We start from the raw sequence: 17,700 nt of genomic DNA on the forward strand, positions 1-17,700 counted from the left end.
CAACTCACCGGCCCGCCTTACTACAACTCACGCCGCCTGCGGCTTTTCCGCAGGCAACCACTCTTCCAGCGTCACTTCAAAGGTCATGCAAACCGGGTTAGCTCCGGCGATGAAGGGACCGCCATAAACCGAACCTTCGGTATCGGCGACGACGCCGGTCAGCGAGGCGCGCAGCGAGCCGTCGGGCTGGGCACGCACTTCGCCGGCGATGGAGACGATTTCCACGGCGGGACCGCGTATCTGCAAGAACGCGCCGTTGCGGGTGCCGAGGCAGGCATCAACGAGACTACCAAGTGCACCGCGCACAAAGGCATTTCGAAAACCTTCGGCAAGGCACAGTTTTTCGACACCGAGAACAAGGTCTTCATTGGGTGCGATGCGGGCATAGGCCACACGCCCCATGGATCCGATTTCGACTGTGTTATGCGTGTTCATCGGCGCGCTCCGTACGGTTCCTGGGTTGAAGAAGGGGAATGTTGGTTTCAGGGTCGAAGGACTGCTGCAGCACGAAACTGTCTAGTGAGGTCACTAGGGCAGAAACGCCGCTCTCCCCAACAATACAGGATTCAGTCAGCAGATGGCCGCCCTTGACCACACCTGCCGCGGTGCGCATGGCGGCATGGCAATGGACGATCGGCTCGCCCTTCATGCTGCGCCCGAGCGTAGCATTGCCGAAGACAAGCCAGGCCGCACCGGCGTCGATGGGTTTCGTATAGGCAATGACCGCCTTGCCGGAAGGGTCGGGCGGGGCGACGCAATAGGACAATATGTCGAAATAGCCGCCAAGAATGGTGAGCGAGGCATTCTCAATGCCGTTTTCGAAAAGCGGCTGCACGATTCCATCGTAAAGACTGCGGCCCGCCGCAATGAACAGCCGCACGTGGCGCGCAGATGGCGAGTGCAGGCTGTTGATGCGCACCGGCGAGGAAATGCCGGGATGGATCAACGTTCTCGGCCTTGGAAAATGATGTTGTTCTACGGGTGCCACGCCTGCTCCTCCTCGCTGCCTGTACCTTGCAGTACGGTACTTAAAAATCAGCGGAAGGTGCTTTCGAATGCCACCGCCAAACCGCCCGTCGGAAAACATTTCTTTCGCAGTCTGCCGCAGTGACGGCAGGTTTTTTGCAACGCATTGTGGGGAGACCGGGATGACGAAACCGCTGGACAGAATTGACCGCAAGATATTGCGCACCCTGCTGGAGAACGGCAGGTTGAGCAATGCGGAGCTTTCGGAAAAGGTGGGGCTGTCGCCCAGTCCTTGCTGGCAGCGGGTCAAGCGGCTTGAAGACGAAGGGGTCATTCGTGGCTATACCGCCATTCTCGATCAGGCCAAACTCGGACTGAGCGAAACTGTTATCATCGAGGTGATGCTGGAGCGCCACGACGACGAGGTTCTGGAACGCTTCGGAGAGGCGATGGCCGCTCTTCCGGAGGTGCTGGAAGCCTATCTGACGACAGGCGAATATGATTATCTCATCAAAGTGGCGGTGGCAGGAACCGCAGGCTACGAGCAGTTTCTGCGCCGGAAGCTCTACAAGATCGAGGGTGTACGCCACTCCCGATCCTGTTTCGCACTTAAATGCCTCAAACACACATTATCAGTCGTACCCGATCCCGAACCTCCATCAATGGAAGCGACCGGGACCGGCCGCGTGCCGGCAAGATAGCGGCAGCGGATGGCGAATGGCGTGCCTGAGCGTAGCGCCTCTACGCACGCCTTCAACAAGCCCTCCGATGCCAGCCGCCCTCCGCTGCGTTATAAAGGACGCAGAGCCCCCGCATAGCGGACAACTTGCTGCTACACATTCATCATCCGGCCTATCTCAATTCACATGCGGATCTCTGTCGCGCGAAAGACGAGACGCGGCGATGGCACCATCTTCCGGTGCAAGCAGATCGTGTCTTTCGGCAAAGGCCACGAACAAACCGCGGGCGGTCTCCGCTTCAATCTCGCCGCGCAACGCCGCGGCACATGCCTTGAGTGCGACGGAATGCGCGCTATCGCGGTTTGTCGCGGGCCACTCGGAAAGATGTCGGTAGGCCTCCAGCACGTTTCGAACCTCCGCTGGAAAGCCGAGACCGACAAGAATGAAAACAGGCTGTCTGAACATATCGGGTTTCATTGCTTTCTCCTTCCCATCCCGGATATTGGTGGGCGCCATCGCGACGGCGCCCCTGTTCATTCAACAATGTAAATCAAGCCGCCTTCTGTGCTTCGATCTGCCCCGGGGCAACTGTCGGCACCAGAACCGCATCGGTCTGGATGACGATTTTCCTGGGTTTCAAGGCCTCCGGAATTTCGCGGACGAGATCAATCGAAAGGAGACCGTTTTTCAGTTCGGCGCCACTCACTCTGACATGATCGGCGAGTTCGAACCGGTGCTCGAACGGACGGGTCGCAATGCCGCGGTGCAGGTAGCCCTCCACCGGTGTCTCCTGTCTCTTGCCTGTCACGGTCAGAAGATTGGACTGGAAAGTGATGTCGATCTCGTCCCGTGTAAAGCCAGCCACCGCAACAGAAATCTGATAGCTGTCTTCGCCCGTCCTGATAATGTCATAGGGCGGCCAGTCACTGATCGAGCGGGTGCGCTGGGCGTTTTCGAGAAGATTGAAGACCCGGTCGAATCCGATGCTCGATCGGTACAACGGTGCATAGTCGTAAGATGTTGCCATAACCATATCCTCCTTGAAGCAACATGGGTACCAAAGCGCCAAAAGCGGCGCTTGCAGCACGGCCAGTCCTGTCATCAGCGACTGGCGGCTGACGACTTGGTTTTTCGTGTTTTCAAAATCAAGAGGCGAAGCGAACGAATTTTGCTTTCGCACCCGCATTAAATATGGCTCGGGTACCGCGCGATCAAACGCCTCCAGCCACGCCGATGTTCGGCCCGGGAAGGAGGATTTCTGCCGGAGCCTGGGCACAACCTGGAACCGCCATTGAGGCGCCGCTCTCCTGGACGTCGGCGGGGAGCTCGGTCGGACTCGGTGTTACATCCATATCTTAAAACAGGACTTCGGTTCGAGGCCACACAGCGTCGCGTGCGGCTGCGCCTCGGGACGGCGCGCAGTCAGCTCGCGATCCACATCGGCCCGTCCCTGCCATTGATTGGCCCGGGGCATCACGGATTCCATAACCCATAAGGGCTTCATCTGCGTTTCAGCTACCAAAAGGATAGTACGGCGCCAACTTCGGAGTATTGGCCACTCCGTATCGTGAGCCCACTAGTCCTTACGACCAGCTTGCCGCCTGTTTTCACGTCGCCAAGAATGCTCCTTCAGACCGGACATTTGGCGGGAGAAAAAAGCGTGAGGATGATCTTCCTGAACAGATACGGTTTCCCCGACCAGTCGGCAACAAGCCGGATGATATCGTCGCTGGCCATCTCAATGGCGCAGCGCGGAATGAATGTGACTGTCGTTGCAAGTCGCGAAATACATAATCATCCCGGAAGCGTGTTGCCCGCAACCGAAACGGTTCGGGGTGTACAGATCCGACGGCTCGCAAGCGGCCGCTTCGGCCGCCACAGCCTCACGCGCCGGAGCATTGATTATCTTCTTTTTCAGGTGCTGGCATTCGCCTGGCTTCTGCGCAACGTTCGGGCGACGGATACGGTCGTTGTCTGCACCGATCCTCCGCTCCTCTCCGTCATGAGCAGCATCGCGATCCGCCTCAAGGGCGCACTCATGGTGAACTGGATCATGGATCTTTTTCCCGAGACCGCAATCGAGCTTGGATTTTTCAGGAAACGTGCAAGGTGGCTTGCGCCATGGCTGACGCAGGCGCGCAACTGGTCTCTGCGATCCCCCGGCATGGTTGTCTGCCCTACCGACAAGATGGCGGAATTCCTCTTCACGCAAGGGCTTGCAAAGGATCGCGTCAGCGTCCTGCATCACTGGTCGGATGGGGAGGAAATCTATCCTGTCCTGCCCCAGGATAACAGCCTGCGGAAGGCGTGGGGACTGCAGGATGTTTTTGTCGTCGGCTATTCAGGAAACTTCGGGCGGGCGCATGAGTTCGGCACTATGCTGGCAGCGGCGAAACGTCTCGAGCACCGGCAGGATATCCGGTTCCTTCTCATCGGCGGCGGACACCAGCACGCGGCTGTGAAGACTGTCGTTCAGGATCTCGGTCTTCAGAACGTCATCTTCAAGCCGCTGCAGCCTGTTGAGAAACTTGCTGAAAGCCTGAGCGTTGCGGATGTGCATCTGGTCTCGCTGCTGCCGGAACTGGAACACTGCATCATTCCAAGCAAATTCTATGGCATCCTGGCGGCCGGGAGGCCGACGATCTTCGTTGGCGACCCTGATGGAGAGGTGCCGCGCGTTCTCAGAGCCAAGGGATGCGGCAGCAACGTCGAAATCGGAGAGATCGATAAGCTCTCCAGCACCATCGAAAAGCTCTGCGACGACCCGGATACCACGACAGCAATGGGGAATGCGGCACGGCGGCTGCTTTGTGCCGACTATTCCCGAGAAAAGGCGGCAGATGCCTGGGCAGTGCTGATCGCCGGGCTGCAGACTGTCGAGCCTTCCAGGCCCCCTATCGCTCAAGGTATCTCGTCATGAAAGACAAAGTCGTCGTCAGCCAGCTCGGCGCCCGCATGCATTATGCCGTACCGAGAATATTTGCATCCGCTGGCCGCCTTGCGCATTTTTACACCGATATATGCGCCACGAAAGGCTGGCCCCGGATCGTCAATTCGTTTCCGGCAACCCTTTATCCCGCACCTGTCAAACGGCTGGCCGGTCGGCTGCCAAAAGGCGTGCCGACAGCGCTGACGACGGTGTTTTCCAGCTTTGGCCTCCGTTCCGTGCTGCGCCACATGCGTACGAAAGACGTTGTGGAGGAAACCTCTCACGCGATCTGGGCCGGGTCGATTTTCTCCGAAATGGTGGCCCGGCGCGGCTTCCATGGCGCAGCTGGTCTCTACGCCTTCAGCGGCGACGCCCTCGAACAGATGCGGGCGGCAAAACAGCAGGGCCTTTGGACCGCAGTCGAGCAGATGATCGCGCCACGCGATGTCGTCGAAACGCTTCTGGACCAGGAGATGATGCGGTTTCCCGCATGGGCCGGCCCGGTGCGGGATAATCCGCATGCGCGTCTGTTTGCCGATAGGGAGAAAGCGGAGTGGCGCCTTGCAGATGTCATCGTCTGCCCGTCGGAATTTGTCCGCAAGCACGTCGTCGCATGCGGTGGCCCGGAAGACCGGTGTGTCGTCGTTCCCTATGGGGTCAATTCCACGGCTGCCATCGACAGACCGGCACGCATGCCGGGTCCAATCAGGGTCCTGACCGTGGGCGAAGTCGGGCTGCGCAAGGGATCGCCCTATGTCGTGGAAGCTGCCAGATTGATGGACGGCGCCGCCCGCTTCCGGATGGCGGGTCGCGTTCGCGTACCCGATGATGTCAAGCAGCAGATTTCGCAATGGGTCGAGCTGAGAGGGATCGTTCCGCGCTCGCAGATCGTCGAGGAGTTTCGGTGGGCGGATGTCTTCCTGCTGCCGTCGCTCTGCGAAGGCTCCGCGACCGCCGTCTATGAAGCTCTTGCAGCGGGCCTGCCGGTTATAACGACCGAAAACACCGGCAGCGTCGTTCGCGATGGCATCGAAGGTTTCATCGTTCCCGTCTGCGATCCGGAAGCTATCGCGACCGCGGTGCGTGCGCTTGCCAACAATCCCGAGCTGAGGCGGATAATGTCTGCCAATGCACTCCTGCGCGCAGCCGAACATACCGTGGAGTCTTACGGCGAGCGGCTTCTTGCCGCCCTGTCGGGGCCGCATCTGTCCGGGTCCGCGGTTCTTTGCCTCGCGGACGACGCGCGATACCTGGGGAACAAAGAGATATGAAGATAATCCACGTCATTGCTTCGATCGATCCCAAGCATGGCGGCTTGCAGGCCGTTGCCATGCGCCTTGCCGCTGCACAGGCCGGCCTCGGCCTCGATGTGAATATCGTCAGCTACGGCGACGCCGCGATCGAGGCACAGGTCAAGGAAATCGGTCGCAGCATACCGCATTTCGAGAGTATCCACTGGCATCTCCTGCCGCCGGCCGGGAGGCTGGAAACATTGTTTTGCTTCAGGGGCCGGCGCATGCTGAAAGCCTTGCTGAAAGATGCCTCCTTCATGCATATTCACGGCGTATGGGAGCCTTTCCTGCTCTATGCTTCCAAGCTCGCCCGTGGCGCTGGCGTACCCTACTGCATCTGCCCGGCCGGCATGCTGGACCATTGGAGTCTCGGCCAGCGATCGTGGAAAAAGAAGATCGCCCTGATGCTGTGCTATCGCAAGATGCTGAACGAGGCCGCATTCCTGCACCTGTTGAACGTCGATGAAATGGCAGCTGTCGAGCCGCTGAATTTCCAGGCACGAAATCTGATCATACCGAACGGTGTTTTTGCCGAGGAATTCGATCCCCTGCCGGCCCGGGGACATTTCAAGCAGAAAATCGCCCTGGCGCACGGCAGGCGTTACATTCTGTTCCTGTCACGCCTGCACATCAAAAAAGGTGTCGACATTCTCGCCTCGGCCTTTGCGGCTATCTCTGACACCTATGTCGACGTTGATCTCGTCGTCGCAGGTCCACCCGGTGGAGCAGAGGGCCATTTTATGCACCTGGTCAAAAAACTGAACATCCGGAACCGGGTCTTTATGGTCGGGGCCATTTACGGCGAAGCAAAGCTCGAAGCCATGGTCGATGCCGACTGCTTCTGCCTGCCAAGCCGACAGGAGGGTTTCAGCATGGCGATCACCGAAGCGCTCGCCTGCGGCACGCCTGTGGTGATCACCGACCAGTGTCACTTTCCCGAAGTCGGATCTGCCGATGCCGGGGTTATCGTCGCGGTTGACGCGGCCGAGGTTGCAAAGGGCCTGGCAAGCGTGCTCAGCAACCCAGCCAAAGCGAGAACCATGGGTGAAAACGGTCGCCGACTTGTGCTGGAGAAATTCACCTGGCCGGCCATCGCCCATGCCACCCTGGAGGGCTATCGGCTGAGCGCGTTGGAGGCCGCCGCTTCCTGACGACGCGAGCCGACTGGCCTTGCCGGATTGCCGACATAGATCGTCCAGGGCTCCAATGACTTCGCGGTGACGGCTCGCGCGCCGAGTACAGCCCCCTTGCCGACGACGACACCGGGGCCGACGAAGGCTTCCGCCGCCACCCAGGCGTCCTCCTCGATCACCACCGGCCGCGTCACGAGGGGAAACGCGCTGTCCTGAACGTCATGCGACCCTGTGCACAGATGGGCACGTTGCGAGACCGAGGCATATTGGCCGATGGTGATCATGTCGACGTTGTAGCAGATCACCCCAGGTCCGAGAGATGAATGACGCCCCATGACGAGGTGCCCCGGCCACCACACGATCGCCTTGGAATGCACCATTGCCGTGGCATGCAGGCGCGCGCCGAAACTGCGCAGGAGAAAATTGCGCCAGCGGCGCATCGGCGGCGGCGTCCAGGAGGCAAGAAACCGCCAGACGATCATCCAGACCAGTCGTTTCAGCCGCAAATGCAGTGCAAAGGTCGGACCTCCGAAGCGCGGCAGAGGCGTCGTTGCATGCTGGAAGGCAGGATCGTCGTATCGTGAGCGCATGGCCTATCCTCCGGCTTGAGACGTCAGGGATGGTATCGCGTATCGACGCTGCTGCACGCGCGCTGGTATGACGGCAAATGCCAGCGCCGGCGCTGCAAACATCAGCATATGCACCCAGACCATGAGAACCCAGTCTGTCTGATGCGAGATGGCGTGCATGGACGGTATGATCGACAACAGATAGGTGAATTGCGCCGAAAACTCGCCCGTGTTTGCGGTCACCCAGATCCGGCGCACCAGATAGGCGAGCAGGAAAAATTTGAACGCTCCCAGATACCAGAAGGATCCGAACGCATCCGCCATTCCGGTCTCGGTCGTGCCGAGGACAGGATTGTAGTCGCGCGATTGGACTGGCACCGGCAGCATGAAGGATTGCTTGACCTCCACGCCAACGAGTTGCGCGGGCACGAAGTTGAACACCAGCCTGTTCCAGTGGAACTTGCCGTAGTCGAATTGCAAGGTGTTTGCGGTGTTGTCGATCCGCATGATCGCGTTGCGCATCTCGTCGCCGCCGTCCCGGAACACTTTCTCAAGATTGCCGATGACATCTATCCTCTTGATGTCATCCCACACGGGAGCGTCGTTGGCCTTGGTGATGGCGCGGTAGTCGCCCATGCTGTTCATCGACAGTGTGCCGAGGAAAAGCGCAATGATCACGAGGATGCGCGGGATCGCCCATCCCTTGTAAAACCACCATGCCAGCGCGAACATCATGATGAGTTCCACCGCTTCGGCGCGCTTTCCGGTTATCACGATGCGATCCAGGTAAAAGACGAGATCGAACGCAAGGACGGCCAGCGCCAGCCAGGAGAATCGCCGTGCAAGGCAAAGCACCGCAATGGCCAGACCATAGCTCAACAACCGCGAAAAGAAGATGTACATGACCGGAACTCCGGTCATCTGCACCGCAATGGTCAACTCTCCCGGCAAACGGCTAAGCTTGAAATAGAAGTAGGCGCCGGCGACCGAGAGAACGGCTGCGACGATCAGCAGACGTGTTTCATCGAAATCGATACGGAAGAATGCAAAGGGTTTTGCCGTTCTGCTCCATCCCCACCAGCACATGAAAAGGCAAAGCATCATGAAAAGCGCGGCTCTGGCAAACGCGCCTTCCGGCAGGAACCGTTCAGACGCCAGTCCGGGAACCTGCGGCAAGATGAAACTGAACGTGATGACGCCCGTCAGAAACGGGAACTCGTAAATTCGCTCCCGACGCATCATTCCCCAGAAGAGGAGCAGGACGACACCAGCGAAGAGGCAAAAGACCAGAAGCGTGTTCATGATGAAGCAAGCCCCGCCTGAACCGGCGGCATATCCCGCACGAAACTGCTTCTGATGTCGTAGAACAGCGCCTTGGCGTACTCCTTGAACACCTGCACCCCGTCAGCGTCGAAGGCAAGTCGCCACAGCGACACGGTTCTTTGCGCCGGAAGGGAAATCCACTGGATTTGCGGCATGACAAATCGGAAGCGCTTGACCGCACGCCGTGAGTGAAACCAGCTGGTGACCAGAATGGCGCGTTTTGCTCCCATTTCCGTCAGTATCGGCTGTGCGAATGTCGCGTTTTCCCAGGTGCTGAGCGAAAGACATTCCGTCGAGATGGCAGCGACATCCACTCCTGACCGCACCAGCACGTCGCGGATGAAGTCGCAGTCCCCGTAGCCGGTCACCAGAACCAGCGGCGCCTTTCCCTCGTGCCATAGTTTTGCGGCCTGGAGAGCGCGAGGCGGACCGTCACCGCCGAGCACGACGATGACATCGGCTTGCGCCGGCGGATCTTCCACGACGAGAAGCGATCCCGCTGAAACGAGCGCCAGTGCGTAGAGCCCGATTGCACTCAGCATCATCAAACCCAGAAAAATCGCGTTCCGTTTCAATGGCGGAGCGTTTCTGATGTTCCGGGAAATGCGCGAACGCGAAAGCCGTCCTTTCGAAACCGGTATCGAGGGAATTCGCGGTCCGGGCCACGGCGCTTTCATGATGCGATTACTCTTCATTCGCCGATTGAATGGCTCTTGGCTCCGGTGCGGCGCTGGCGGCGACCGGTAGACGCACCACCTCGCGGTAGAGATCGAAATTACCCCTGTTAAGCCATGTTTTCGAGAGGTAGCCCGTCGCGGTAAGGACGAACGCGGTGTGAAGGGCAATCGGCACGAGAAGGCCGGCGGCCATCATTTCCGCCGGAATACCGGCTTTTATCCCGGCAAAACCGATGCCGCCGCAAATGAAGGAAATGACGACCAGCGTGTTCGTTGCCGCCGCCGGCGTGAAACCATAGTCCAGCAGCAGATGATGAAAGTGCCAGCGATCGGCCGACATTGGACTGCGACCGTGCATGATACGACGGACAATCAGGCTGAGCGTATCGGTGATCGGCAGGATCACGATCCAGAGCAATGCCGGAAAGGATACGGCACTGCTTGTGGTCGCCAGCAGGACGATCACATAGGCAATCGTAGCACCCAGTGCGGTACTGCCCGCATCGCCGAGGAATATGCTCGCCCTTGCACGCCATGGACCGCGCATGTTGAAGACCAAAAAAGCGCAGAGGCACACGCAGAGTGCCTGAAGCGGCGCGATGATGTCGCCGACACCTGCGAAGATCGCCACGATCATCAGCCAGATCAACGCGACACCCGCAGTGCCACCTGCAAGCCCGTCGACGCCATCGAGCATGTTCCACGAATTCACCAGCCCGGTCACGAAGAGAACTCCGATGACGAAAAATAGCGGCAGGAACAGCTCGGAATGCTGCGTGAACAGCACGCCGATGGAGAGAGAGCCGATATCGGCGCCGCCTACGAGAGCGATCGCCATTGCCAGTTGCATGAGAAGGCGTCCTGCTGCGGGTAGCGGCCGGCGATCATCGACAACGCCCATTAGTAGAATGACCGCCAGCCCGAGCCAGAAGTTCATGCCGAGAGCCTCGCTCCACCCACCGACGAATGCGGAAACAGCGAAAGCGGCAAAGATCGCGATGCCACCGCAAAGAGGAACGGCTCCCGTGTGGCGTTTGCGGATTGAATCGGGGCGATCCACAAGCTGAAACACAATGGTCAGGCGCCTGAGAACGACGATGAGGGATACGCACAGAATGAAAGTGGCAATGGTGTTGAAGAGTATCCCCGACATGTCTGATCCCCACACTGAAGCTTGGCGGCGCATTTGCAACGATACGCGCCTCCAGACGATCCTAAAAAACACCGGCCCTGAGGGGTACGCGGGCAAAAGGCGTGTGAAATCCACCAAAGGGAGAGGGTGTCGAAATTAACGTCTACCCTCCCTACCCCCGAACCGGATCGACTATCGAAAGAGCTAGGTTTGAGACCTTGACGGCGAGCGACCACAAATGAACGACTCGGCAGCGAGCGGCATCTTGCGAGTGATCATTCCTGTGTGGAGAGAACGGCGATCCAGTCCTGAAAGCCAAAAGCATTCGCCGATGCCGGCACCGTCACGTTACGAAGGCCGCTGCGGCCAAGACGCTCGATCGGTTCGATGTAAATTCCATTCGAGGGATCATACCAGCGAAGGGTTTTCTCGCCTGCCGCCAAACTGTCGAGATCGATCGCAACGGAAGGAGTGTCGAGATAGATCACGGCGAAAGACCCTTCCCTGTCGCGCGCCGCGAATGCGCCCGCATCGCTTTTTAGCAAGCTGCCCTGATCGGGTGCGAGCTTCCACCATGCCAGTTGTCTGAAAAGCGAGGCCAGATGGGTGATGCTTTGAGCACCACGGCTGTTCAGCGAACCTTGCCAGCTGTCCCTTGCTTCATAAAGCCCGGCGGCGGAAAAATGCCAGACCGGATTGTTGCCGAAGAGCTGACCGCTCGCTCCTGAAAGCAGCGCACCATAGGCAATAAGACGAACCTGACGCTCCTTCACATCGTTCTCGCCTTCATATGCGCCTTCGATGAGGAAAAAAGGGCGTCTTGGTCCCGATCGGTAACGATCCAGCACCGCCGCCGCGACATTGCTGTAAGTATAAACTGAATCGATATCGAGCCAGGAAGCGTCCCGCCAAAAATCGCTCGTCACGGTATCGGGATTGCCATGCACGGTCTGCAATGCCGAAGGATCAGTTTCAGCGATCCCCATTGCAACAGCCATGACCAGATTGCGATCGGGCGGATCGTAATCCCCGCCCTGCACCCAGATGATGTTGGGGTACTTCGCAAAACGCTGCCCGAGATAGCGTCCATAAGCCCGCAGCTTTTCTGGCCCGGCCGCGACCATTTCCTGATACCATCCTTCGGGGCCACCGCGTGCGCCGCTATAGGCCGGACAGAGAAGCACCAGCAGGTTGCGACTTGCGGCTGCCCTTATGACGGCTTCTGCCCTGTCGAAATAGGCCTCGTTCGGTTGCTCGAAGGCATCGCCTGCGAAAGGTTTCTCGTCGTAGAAGTTCGCTGGCGCCTTGCGGGAGAACTGATGCTCGATCAACGATACAAGCAGGGTGTTGAAGCCCTGCCGCTTTCGGGTTTCCAGGTAAAATTCCGCATCGGGAATAGAGGTATCGCCAATGAGCGACCACGCACTGTCGCCGACAATCAGGAACGGCAGACCCTTGCTGTCTTCAAGATAACGCCCGTCCTGCGACGTCTGCAGCGGAAAAACGGTATCCTGTGCGTTGCAGGTCGAAAACATGCATAGCCAAAAAAAGAAGACGCCGCACAGATGTCCAAGTCGCCGCTGATCGCCGAACATCGCTTCAGAGCCGTTCACGAACGACGCGAAGCCAGTTTTTCAAGGGCAACGGCAGATACGTTCGAAGGCCCGGCCTCAAACCGGCGGGAATAGACCAGTCCTCCATCCTGAGCACCGTTGACAGGCCAGGACGATCGTTCAGTGTCATGGTAATGACTTCGTTATAGCGTGCGGCCATCCGTTCGATGCTGAAGCGGTTCAGGACCATTTCCTTTCCCGCGATCGACATCCGCTCGAGAAGGTCGCGATCGGCATGCAAGCGCGCGATCGCATTGGCCGCTGCCGTATAATTGCCGATCGGGAACAGAAAGCCGTTTCGACCCGGCTCGACAATCGTGTCCGTCACGCCACGGATATGAGACACGACCGGGACGCAGCCGCCGGCCATTGCCTCGATCATCGTCATGCCAAGCCCCTCGAAGCGGGACGGCATGATGAGAACATCGTGACTGGCCATGATGACCGGTATGTCTGAAAGCTGAACGGATCCTGCGTAACTGACGCGATCACCATGGCCGTCTAGCCTTCGCCTGAGCTTGCCCATATCCGGCCCATCTCCGACGATCGTCAGGCGCACCGCCTCGGGCGAGGCATCCAGTATCTCCCGCAGCCACATCACGCCTTTCGATGCATCTTCAATGCGGCCGACGAAGAGAACCTTGAGTTCCGGCCCCCGGTTGATGCGCCGAACCGCCTGGCTCCGGAACGCATCGCTGTCCACCGCGTTCGGGATTGCGTAGGTGCGATCCTTCGAAAAGCCGTTGCGCGCGACCAGATCGGCGCGGCACCGCTCCGATACGCCGATCGTGACATGGGCGTAGTCCCGGACCGAGCGCGCGGCAGCGTATGTTCCAGGCGAGATATTATGAACTACGAGAATACGCAGGATACCTTCTGGCAGATAGCGCGCGATATTTGTCTGCAACTGATCGCCAAGAACATTGACGATCACACCGTCGAACCCGCCGTCTTCGATGGCGGCCGCCATTCGTGCTGCACATTCGCGGTCGCTGAGATTGACGGGCATCCGCAGCAATTGACCGAAAGCCTTCTCACCCTGGAGATCGAAAGGCAGCCCGTATGTTTCCTTGCACACGCCGAGCCATCGCACGTCTATGCCATAGGCGGCGAGACCTTTGCGAAGATGTTTGAAGACGGAATAGGTGCCGCCGATATGGGGAAGAACAAAATAGGCAAGCTTCATGGGACACTCTCGCTCTTGCATCCACAACCATGCCGCAACGGATCGACGGCGGATGGTTCGAGTGGCTGCTAAGGCGACATACTAAAAAGCCAGGGGATGACAGTCAGTTGCATCTTAGGCTTAGCTGTATCTTCCTTTGAGAGGTTTGCGTCAGTCAGACTATTCGTTTGGCGTAAGACGCAACCCGAAGGTCGGTGTGGGGTCGTACTGCTCCAGCGGATATCAATGCCATATCGAGCGTGTCGGCGCCGGGCTGCGATTGGAAAATAAATGAGGATCACTCTCCTTGGACAATTTGGCTCTGGCAATTCGGGCAATGACGGATCGCTGGAAGCCATGCTCCTTTATCTACGCAGGATGAGGCCCGATGCCGATCTGTTGTGTATCTGTGCAAGTCCGACAGTCGTAAGTGCGAAGTTCAATATTCGTGCGATGGGTGTTGGGGGGCCTCCCCTGACAAACGCGTGGATGAGGCAACTGGACAAGCTACTCGGCAAGGTGCCTTCACGGCTAATGCTATTGGTCAGTTCCCTCTTTAGTTTCGACAAGGCTGACCTGATGATCATACCGGGGACCGGCATCCTCGATGATTTTCAGGAAAAGTGGTTCGGCTGGCCCTTTGTCGTGTTTTGCTGGTGTCTCGTTGCACGCCTTCGCAACACACGGATCGCCTTCGTCAGCATCGGCGCCGGCCCGATGAAAAGCCGTCTCAGCCGCTGGTTCCTGCGCTCCGCCGCACAGATGGCCTCCTATCGATCCTACCGGGACGATTTCTCGCTCAACTACATGAAAATGATCGGTGTCGACGTGTCGCGAGACCACCGCTACCCCGATATCGCTTTTGATCTTCCTGCTCCTGTGCCCCACCGGCAGAGGTCCGCCGACGGCGTAATGAGAATAGGCGTCGGCGTCATGGACTATCGCGGCTGGCGTCACAACGACCCCGAGGCCGCCAGGATTTACAAGACCTACATCCACAAGCTCTCACGGCTCGTGAGCTGGTTGATCGGTGAAGGCCATCGCATCACCCTTCTGATGGGAGACATTACGGACAGGGTCGCCTGCGCGGATCTGATGTTTCTGCTGACGGACATGCTCTCCGAGGACGAGTTGGCGCAGATCGACATCAGCTCGGCCGCAACGCTGCGCGATATCATGCAGCAGATGGCAGCAATCGACCTTGCGGTGGTGTCGAGATATCATGGAGTTGTCTGTTCCCTGAAACTCGGAAATCCGACGATATCAATAGGTTATGCCAGAAAGTTCGATGATCTTATGAACGATTTCGACCAGGAGAAATTTGCCCGACACATCGACACGTTCGAAGTCGAGGAAGTTATCGAGCTGGTGAAGGAGATACTCGCTGGAGCCGGGGCGGTAAGACAGCGGATCGACCACGCCAATGATCGCTTCAAGCGCCAGCTTTCCGAGCAAGAGGCGCTACTCGGCCGGGAATTTCTCTCAACTGATGCCGTCGCAACGCCGCAGAGCGTTACGCCTTAGCAAAGGTGTCCCGCAGCCTAATGCTTTCGACGTAATACCGAGGCTCTTCACCACTCGACGGGAGTAGTCCGCACAATGTCGCACGCCCTTCAACGGACATTCTCCAAACGGCCTACACCTACGGATCCGGCTGCCATCCCAACGGTCAGATTTCCAAGATCCAAGTCCCCACTCTAGATTTGACGCTACCGTCGATTATCGGCGACGCTGTCGGAGCCCTCGATGCACAAAGTCCGCCGCGCCTTTTTCATGGCCATGCTGGAACAGCACCTCGGAATTGCGATCAATCTCGCTCTGATCGCGATCGTATCGAGACTATTGTCGCCGGCGGAAGTTGGCTTTGCCGTCATCGGCTACGGGGTCACGTCGGTGATCTTCGCCTTTCGCGAATTCGTTTCGTCCGATTTCCTCATTCAGCTCGATGTCGTTGAACGCGATGACATCAACACGTCGCTTACACTCTTGCTCCTCGTCAGCGGCATTCTCGGGATCGTTCTCTATCTATGCGGACCCTATCTGGCGATTTTCTACCACCAGCCCGGTCTCCAGCATTATCTTATCCTCGCAATTGCCGCCGTCATGGCCGAAAGCCTGGGCATGCCGGCGTTTTCAATGCTGCGTCGACGGCTGGCATTCGGCACCATCGCACGCGTCCGAACCATCGGCCTCGTGGCTATGGCTGTCGTGACGATCTTCGCTGCCAGCAATGGATGGGGCTTCGTCAGCTTCGCGCTCGGCCTGCTCGTCGGCAACAGCGTTGCCAGCGCCCTTGCCGCCTATGCCGATCCGGCCCAGCGTACAGCACGCCTTTCGCTCAAGTCGTGGCGCCGTATGGCCGAATTCGGCCGTTACAGGGGCGCTGCAACCATCGTTGACAAATTATACGAGTCCCTGCCGCAACTGGTGCTCGGCTTTGCCATGACACCGACAGCGGTCGCGATCTATAATCGCGCCAATACCGTTTGCTCCATTCCCGATCGCATTTTCCTCTCGGCAATCTTTTCCTTCGCCTTCCCGGCGCTCGCCGCCGAAGTTCGCGAAGGTGGAGACGTCCGCAGGTCCTACCTGCGCGCCCTCAGTTACATCACCGTGCTGTATTGGCCGTCGCTGATCATGGTGGCCATTCTCGCCGATCCCATCGTGCGCCTTGCACTTGGAGACCAATGGCTCGCCGCCGTACCGATCACCCGGATTCTCGCGCTTGCGTCGATCTTCTGGTTTCCCATGGTTTTGACAACGCCGCTGCTGATCGCTCTCAACGCCAACCGGGAGGCTTTTCTAGGCAATTTCGTCTGCCGCAGCGTCTCGGCAATTGTGCTCTGCTCTGCCAGCTTCTTCGGCCTCACCGCGGTAGCGCTGAGCCAGTTCGTCACGCTGCCCTTCCAGATGCTCGTCGCCTTCTATCTCGTCAGACGCCATGCGCACTTCAAATTACCCGAACTGTTCGCAGCCATCGGGCCGAGTGCCGCCGTGACCCTTGCCGCGATTGTGGGGCCGCTCGCCATATCTGCCTGGATGGGATTCCGCTTCGATTACTCCCTCGCCCAGGCTGGCGGCGCCGTCCTGCTTTCGGTGACAGGCTGGGCCGTTTGCCTGTTTCTTCTGCGTCATCCACTCGTCAGCGAAATACGTTCGACGCTCGATGCTTTTGCCGGGCGTCTGCGCAGGGTCGGAAAACCTCCTGCGTCGGCTTCCATTCCCGACACCGTCGTTCCCGCAGCGGTGGAACCATGAGCAGCATCGATATCGTCATCCCCAACTACAATTACGGTCGCTTTCTGGAGGGATGCGTAGAAAGCGTCCTTGGCCAGAACATCCCGGACATGCGTATCCTCATCATAGACAACGCCTCCACAGACGACAGTGTCGCGATCGCCCGGTCTCTCGCGGCAGCAAATCCCCGTATCGAAACGAGCCTGCGCCCAAGGAACCTCGGCGGTCACGCGTCTTTCAACGAAGGCATCGATTGGGCTCGGGCGGACTATTTCGCCATCATCTGCGCCGACGATGTCCTGTCGCCTGGAGCACTCGCGCGCGCAATGGAGGCGCTCGACAATCACCCCGGCGCGAATATGGTGTTCGGCCGCACCGCCTTCTTCCGTGACGATGCCGATATACCATCAGGATTTCGCAGCGATGCCGATGGCATGCACCTTCATCGCGGCATGGACTTCATCGCCAGAATCTGCGCGACGGGACGCAGCCCGGTGCCGGGCCCACTCGCCGTTACCAGGACGCACATTCAACAACATGCCGGTCATTATCGGCCAGCACTGCGCCATACCGACGATGTCGAGATGTGGATGCGGCTCGCGGTACTGGGCGATATCGTCGAACTTGATGCCGTGCAGAATTTCACCCGTATCCACGGTGCGAACCAATCCGCCATCCTTGATAACGTGCTTGCCTGGAATACCGAAATCGAAGCCGCGCTCGAAAGCTTCTTTGGCAATGAAGGGGCTTTGCTTGCCGATGCCCAAACACTGCTAAGGCGCGGTCGCGCGAGCCTGAGCGACCGCGCCTATTGGTGCGCGCTTTCCAATCTGGTCCGGCGCCGGCCCGGCGCGGGTGCCCTTCTCGCACAGGCTTTCCGCCTGAGACCCGCTTCAGCGTTTCTGCCACCGGTGAGTTATCTTGTGCGCCGACCTGATGCGTTGCATCGCATTCGCGCAGCTATCGCCCGCCGATAGTGATCGA

17 protein-coding genes are annotated in these 17,700 nt (G+C 58.7%); 7 read left to right on the forward strand and 10 right to left on the reverse strand.

The genetic code is table 11. The features are described from left to right. Positions 1-27: 27 nt before the first annotated feature. Positions 28-435, reverse strand: coding sequence for a PPC domain-containing DNA-binding protein (locus CRP02_RS03560; protein ID WP_035199191.1), 408 nt, complete (start codon positions 433-435; stop codon positions 28-30). Beyond that, the gene (locus CRP02_RS03565) at positions 422-988 is read right to left on the reverse strand and encodes a hypothetical protein (protein ID WP_025596087.1); all 567 of its coding nucleotides are present in this window, start codon (positions 986-988) and stop codon (positions 422-424) included. The genes CRP02_RS03560 and CRP02_RS03565 overlap by 14 nt, the downstream gene beginning before the upstream one ends. Before the next feature lie 160 nt (positions 989-1,148). On the opposite strand from CRP02_RS03565, the gene CRP02_RS03570 reads away from it, so the two are divergent. Beyond that, positions 1,149-1,667 (forward strand): Lrp/AsnC family transcriptional regulator, encoded by a 519-nt coding sequence (locus tag CRP02_RS03570; protein WP_076844883.1) that lies wholly within the window; start codon positions 1,149-1,151, stop codon positions 1,665-1,667. A 156-nt stretch (positions 1,668-1,823) separates the two neighbouring features. Here CRP02_RS03570 and CRP02_RS03575 read toward each other — a convergent pair whose 3' ends face one another. Next, a complete protein-coding gene (locus CRP02_RS03575) occupies positions 1,824-2,123 on the reverse strand; it encodes a DUF982 domain-containing protein (protein ID WP_097170295.1) in 300 nt (99 codons plus the stop codon). Positions 2,124-2,196: 73 nt separating this feature from the next. Then, positions 2,197-2,673, reverse strand: coding sequence for an Hsp20 family protein (locus CRP02_RS03580; RefSeq protein ID WP_097171230.1), 477 nt, complete (start codon positions 2,671-2,673; stop codon positions 2,197-2,199). Positions 2,674-3,312: 639 nt separating this feature from the next. Here CRP02_RS03580 and CRP02_RS03585 point away from each other — a divergent pair. From CRP02_RS03585 to CRP02_RS03595, 3 genes are read left to right on the forward strand one after another with little or no spacing between them, the layout of a single operon-like run. After that, the gene (locus CRP02_RS03585) at positions 3,313-4,566 is read left to right on the forward strand and encodes a glycosyltransferase family 4 protein (RefSeq protein ID WP_097170296.1); all 1,254 of its coding nucleotides are present in this window, start codon (positions 3,313-3,315) and stop codon (positions 4,564-4,566) included. Continuing rightward, positions 4,563-5,846 (forward strand): glycosyltransferase family 4 protein, encoded by a 1,284-nt coding sequence (locus CRP02_RS03590; RefSeq protein ID WP_097170297.1) that lies wholly within the window; start codon positions 4,563-4,565, stop codon positions 5,844-5,846. The genes CRP02_RS03585 and CRP02_RS03590 overlap by 4 nt, the downstream gene beginning before the upstream one ends. Next, positions 5,843-7,018, forward strand: a complete 1,176-nt coding sequence (locus CRP02_RS03595) for a glycosyltransferase (protein WP_097170298.1) — start codon at positions 5,843-5,845, stop codon at positions 7,016-7,018. Before CRP02_RS03590 ends, CRP02_RS03595 begins: the two co-directional genes overlap by 4 nt. Here the strand turns inward: CRP02_RS03595 and CRP02_RS03600 are convergent. The 6 genes from CRP02_RS03600 to CRP02_RS03625 all read right to left on the reverse strand — a co-directional run bounded on the left by CRP02_RS03600 (position 6,982) and on the right by CRP02_RS03625 (position 13,500). After that, the gene (locus tag CRP02_RS03600; RefSeq protein ID WP_097170299.1) at positions 6,982-7,590 is read right to left on the reverse strand and encodes a putative colanic acid biosynthesis acetyltransferase; all 609 of its coding nucleotides are present in this window, start codon (positions 7,588-7,590) and stop codon (positions 6,982-6,984) included. The genes CRP02_RS03595 and CRP02_RS03600 overlap by 37 nt on opposite strands. A gap of 3 nt (positions 7,591-7,593) precedes the next feature. Further along, positions 7,594-8,871, reverse strand: coding sequence for a hypothetical protein (locus CRP02_RS03605; protein ID WP_179783929.1), 1,278 nt, complete (start codon positions 8,869-8,871; stop codon positions 7,594-7,596). Next, positions 8,868-9,434, reverse strand: a complete 567-nt coding sequence (locus tag CRP02_RS03610; protein ID WP_323455332.1) for a YdcF family protein — start codon at positions 9,432-9,434, stop codon at positions 8,868-8,870. Before CRP02_RS03610 ends, CRP02_RS03605 begins: the two co-directional genes overlap by 4 nt. 142 nt (positions 9,435-9,576) lie before the next feature. Further along, the gene (locus tag CRP02_RS03615) at positions 9,577-10,722 is read right to left on the reverse strand and encodes an MraY family glycosyltransferase (RefSeq protein WP_097170301.1); all 1,146 of its coding nucleotides are present in this window, start codon (positions 10,720-10,722) and stop codon (positions 9,577-9,579) included. Between the two features lie 254 nt (positions 10,723-10,976). Next, complete coding sequence (locus tag CRP02_RS03620) at positions 10,977-12,236, reverse strand: DUF4038 domain-containing protein (protein ID WP_323455333.1); 1,260 nt, start codon at positions 12,234-12,236, stop codon at positions 10,977-10,979. Positions 12,237-12,300: 64 nt separating this feature from the next. Beyond that, positions 12,301-13,500, reverse strand: coding sequence for a glycosyltransferase family 4 protein (locus CRP02_RS03625; RefSeq protein ID WP_097170302.1), 1,200 nt, complete (start codon positions 13,498-13,500; stop codon positions 12,301-12,303). Positions 13,501-13,770: 270 nt separating this feature from the next. Between CRP02_RS03625 and CRP02_RS03630 the strand changes: the two genes are divergently transcribed. From CRP02_RS03630 to CRP02_RS03640, 3 genes are all read left to right on the forward strand, one after another. Then, positions 13,771-15,003 carry a polysaccharide pyruvyl transferase family protein gene (locus CRP02_RS03630; RefSeq protein ID WP_097170303.1) on the forward strand — a complete coding sequence of 411 codons (1,233 nt, stop codon included), beginning with the start codon at positions 13,771-13,773 and terminating at the stop codon, positions 15,001-15,003. 222 nt (positions 15,004-15,225) lie between these two features. Beyond that, entirely contained in the window at positions 15,226-16,737 is a 1,512-nt protein-coding gene (locus CRP02_RS03635; RefSeq protein ID WP_097170304.1) for an oligosaccharide flippase family protein, read from the forward strand. Next, complete coding sequence (locus CRP02_RS03640; RefSeq protein ID WP_097170305.1) at positions 16,734-17,693, forward strand: glycosyltransferase family 2 protein; 960 nt, start codon at positions 16,734-16,736, stop codon at positions 17,691-17,693. The genes CRP02_RS03635 and CRP02_RS03640 overlap by 4 nt, the downstream gene beginning before the upstream one ends. Positions 17,694-17,700 lie beyond the last annotated feature (7 nt).

Source organism: Rhizobium sp. AN5 (genome assembly GCF_900215255.1).
GTDB classification, from domain to species: Bacteria; Pseudomonadota; Alphaproteobacteria; order Rhizobiales; family Rhizobiaceae; genus Agrobacterium; species Agrobacterium tumefaciens.

What these genes read in the sequence shown, in the direction of transcription:
- CRP02_RS03570 (WP_076844883.1), top strand. Translation starts at nt 1,149, where the DNA reads ATGACGAAACCGCTGGACAGAATTGACCGCAAGATATTGCGCACCCTG.
- CRP02_RS03605 (WP_179783929.1), bottom strand. Translation starts at nt 8,871, where the DNA reads ATGAACACGCTTCTGGTCTTTTGCCTCTTCGCTGGTGTCGTCCTGCTC.
- CRP02_RS03600 (WP_097170299.1), bottom strand. Translation starts at nt 7,590, where the DNA reads ATGCGCTCACGATACGACGATCCTGCCTTCCAGCATGCAACGACGCCT.
- CRP02_RS03635 (WP_097170304.1), top strand. Translation starts at nt 15,226, where the DNA reads ATGCACAAAGTCCGCCGCGCCTTTTTCATGGCCATGCTGGAACAGCAC.
- CRP02_RS03625 (WP_097170302.1), bottom strand. Translation starts at nt 13,500, where the DNA reads ATGAAGCTTGCCTATTTTGTTCTTCCCCATATCGGCGGCACCTATTCC.
- CRP02_RS03580 (WP_097171230.1), bottom strand. Translation starts at nt 2,673, where the DNA reads ATGGCAACATCTTACGACTATGCACCGTTGTACCGATCGAGCATCGGA.
- CRP02_RS03560 (WP_035199191.1), bottom strand. Translation starts at nt 435, where the DNA reads ATGAACACGCATAACACAGTCGAAATCGGATCCATGGGGCGTGTGGCC.
- CRP02_RS03640 (WP_097170305.1), top strand. Translation starts at nt 16,734, where the DNA reads ATGAGCAGCATCGATATCGTCATCCCCAACTACAATTACGGTCGCTTT.
- CRP02_RS03595 (WP_097170298.1), top strand. Translation starts at nt 5,843, where the DNA reads ATGAAGATAATCCACGTCATTGCTTCGATCGATCCCAAGCATGGCGGC.
- CRP02_RS03615 (WP_097170301.1), bottom strand. Translation starts at nt 10,722, where the DNA reads ATGTCGGGGATACTCTTCAACACCATTGCCACTTTCATTCTGTGCGTA.
- CRP02_RS03575 (WP_097170295.1), bottom strand. Translation starts at nt 2,123, where the DNA reads ATGAAACCCGATATGTTCAGACAGCCTGTTTTCATTCTTGTCGGTCTC.
- CRP02_RS03630 (WP_097170303.1), top strand. Translation starts at nt 13,771, where the DNA reads ATGAGGATCACTCTCCTTGGACAATTTGGCTCTGGCAATTCGGGCAAT.
- CRP02_RS03585 (WP_097170296.1), top strand. Translation starts at nt 3,313, where the DNA reads ATGATCTTCCTGAACAGATACGGTTTCCCCGACCAGTCGGCAACAAGC.
- CRP02_RS03620 (WP_323455333.1), bottom strand. Translation starts at nt 12,236, where the DNA reads ATGTTTTCGACCTGCAACGCACAGGATACCGTTTTTCCGCTGCAGACG.
- CRP02_RS03590 (WP_097170297.1), top strand. Translation starts at nt 4,563, where the DNA reads ATGAAAGACAAAGTCGTCGTCAGCCAGCTCGGCGCCCGCATGCATTAT.
- CRP02_RS03610 (WP_323455332.1), bottom strand. Translation starts at nt 9,434, where the DNA reads ATGCTGAGTGCAATCGGGCTCTACGCACTGGCGCTCGTTTCAGCGGGA.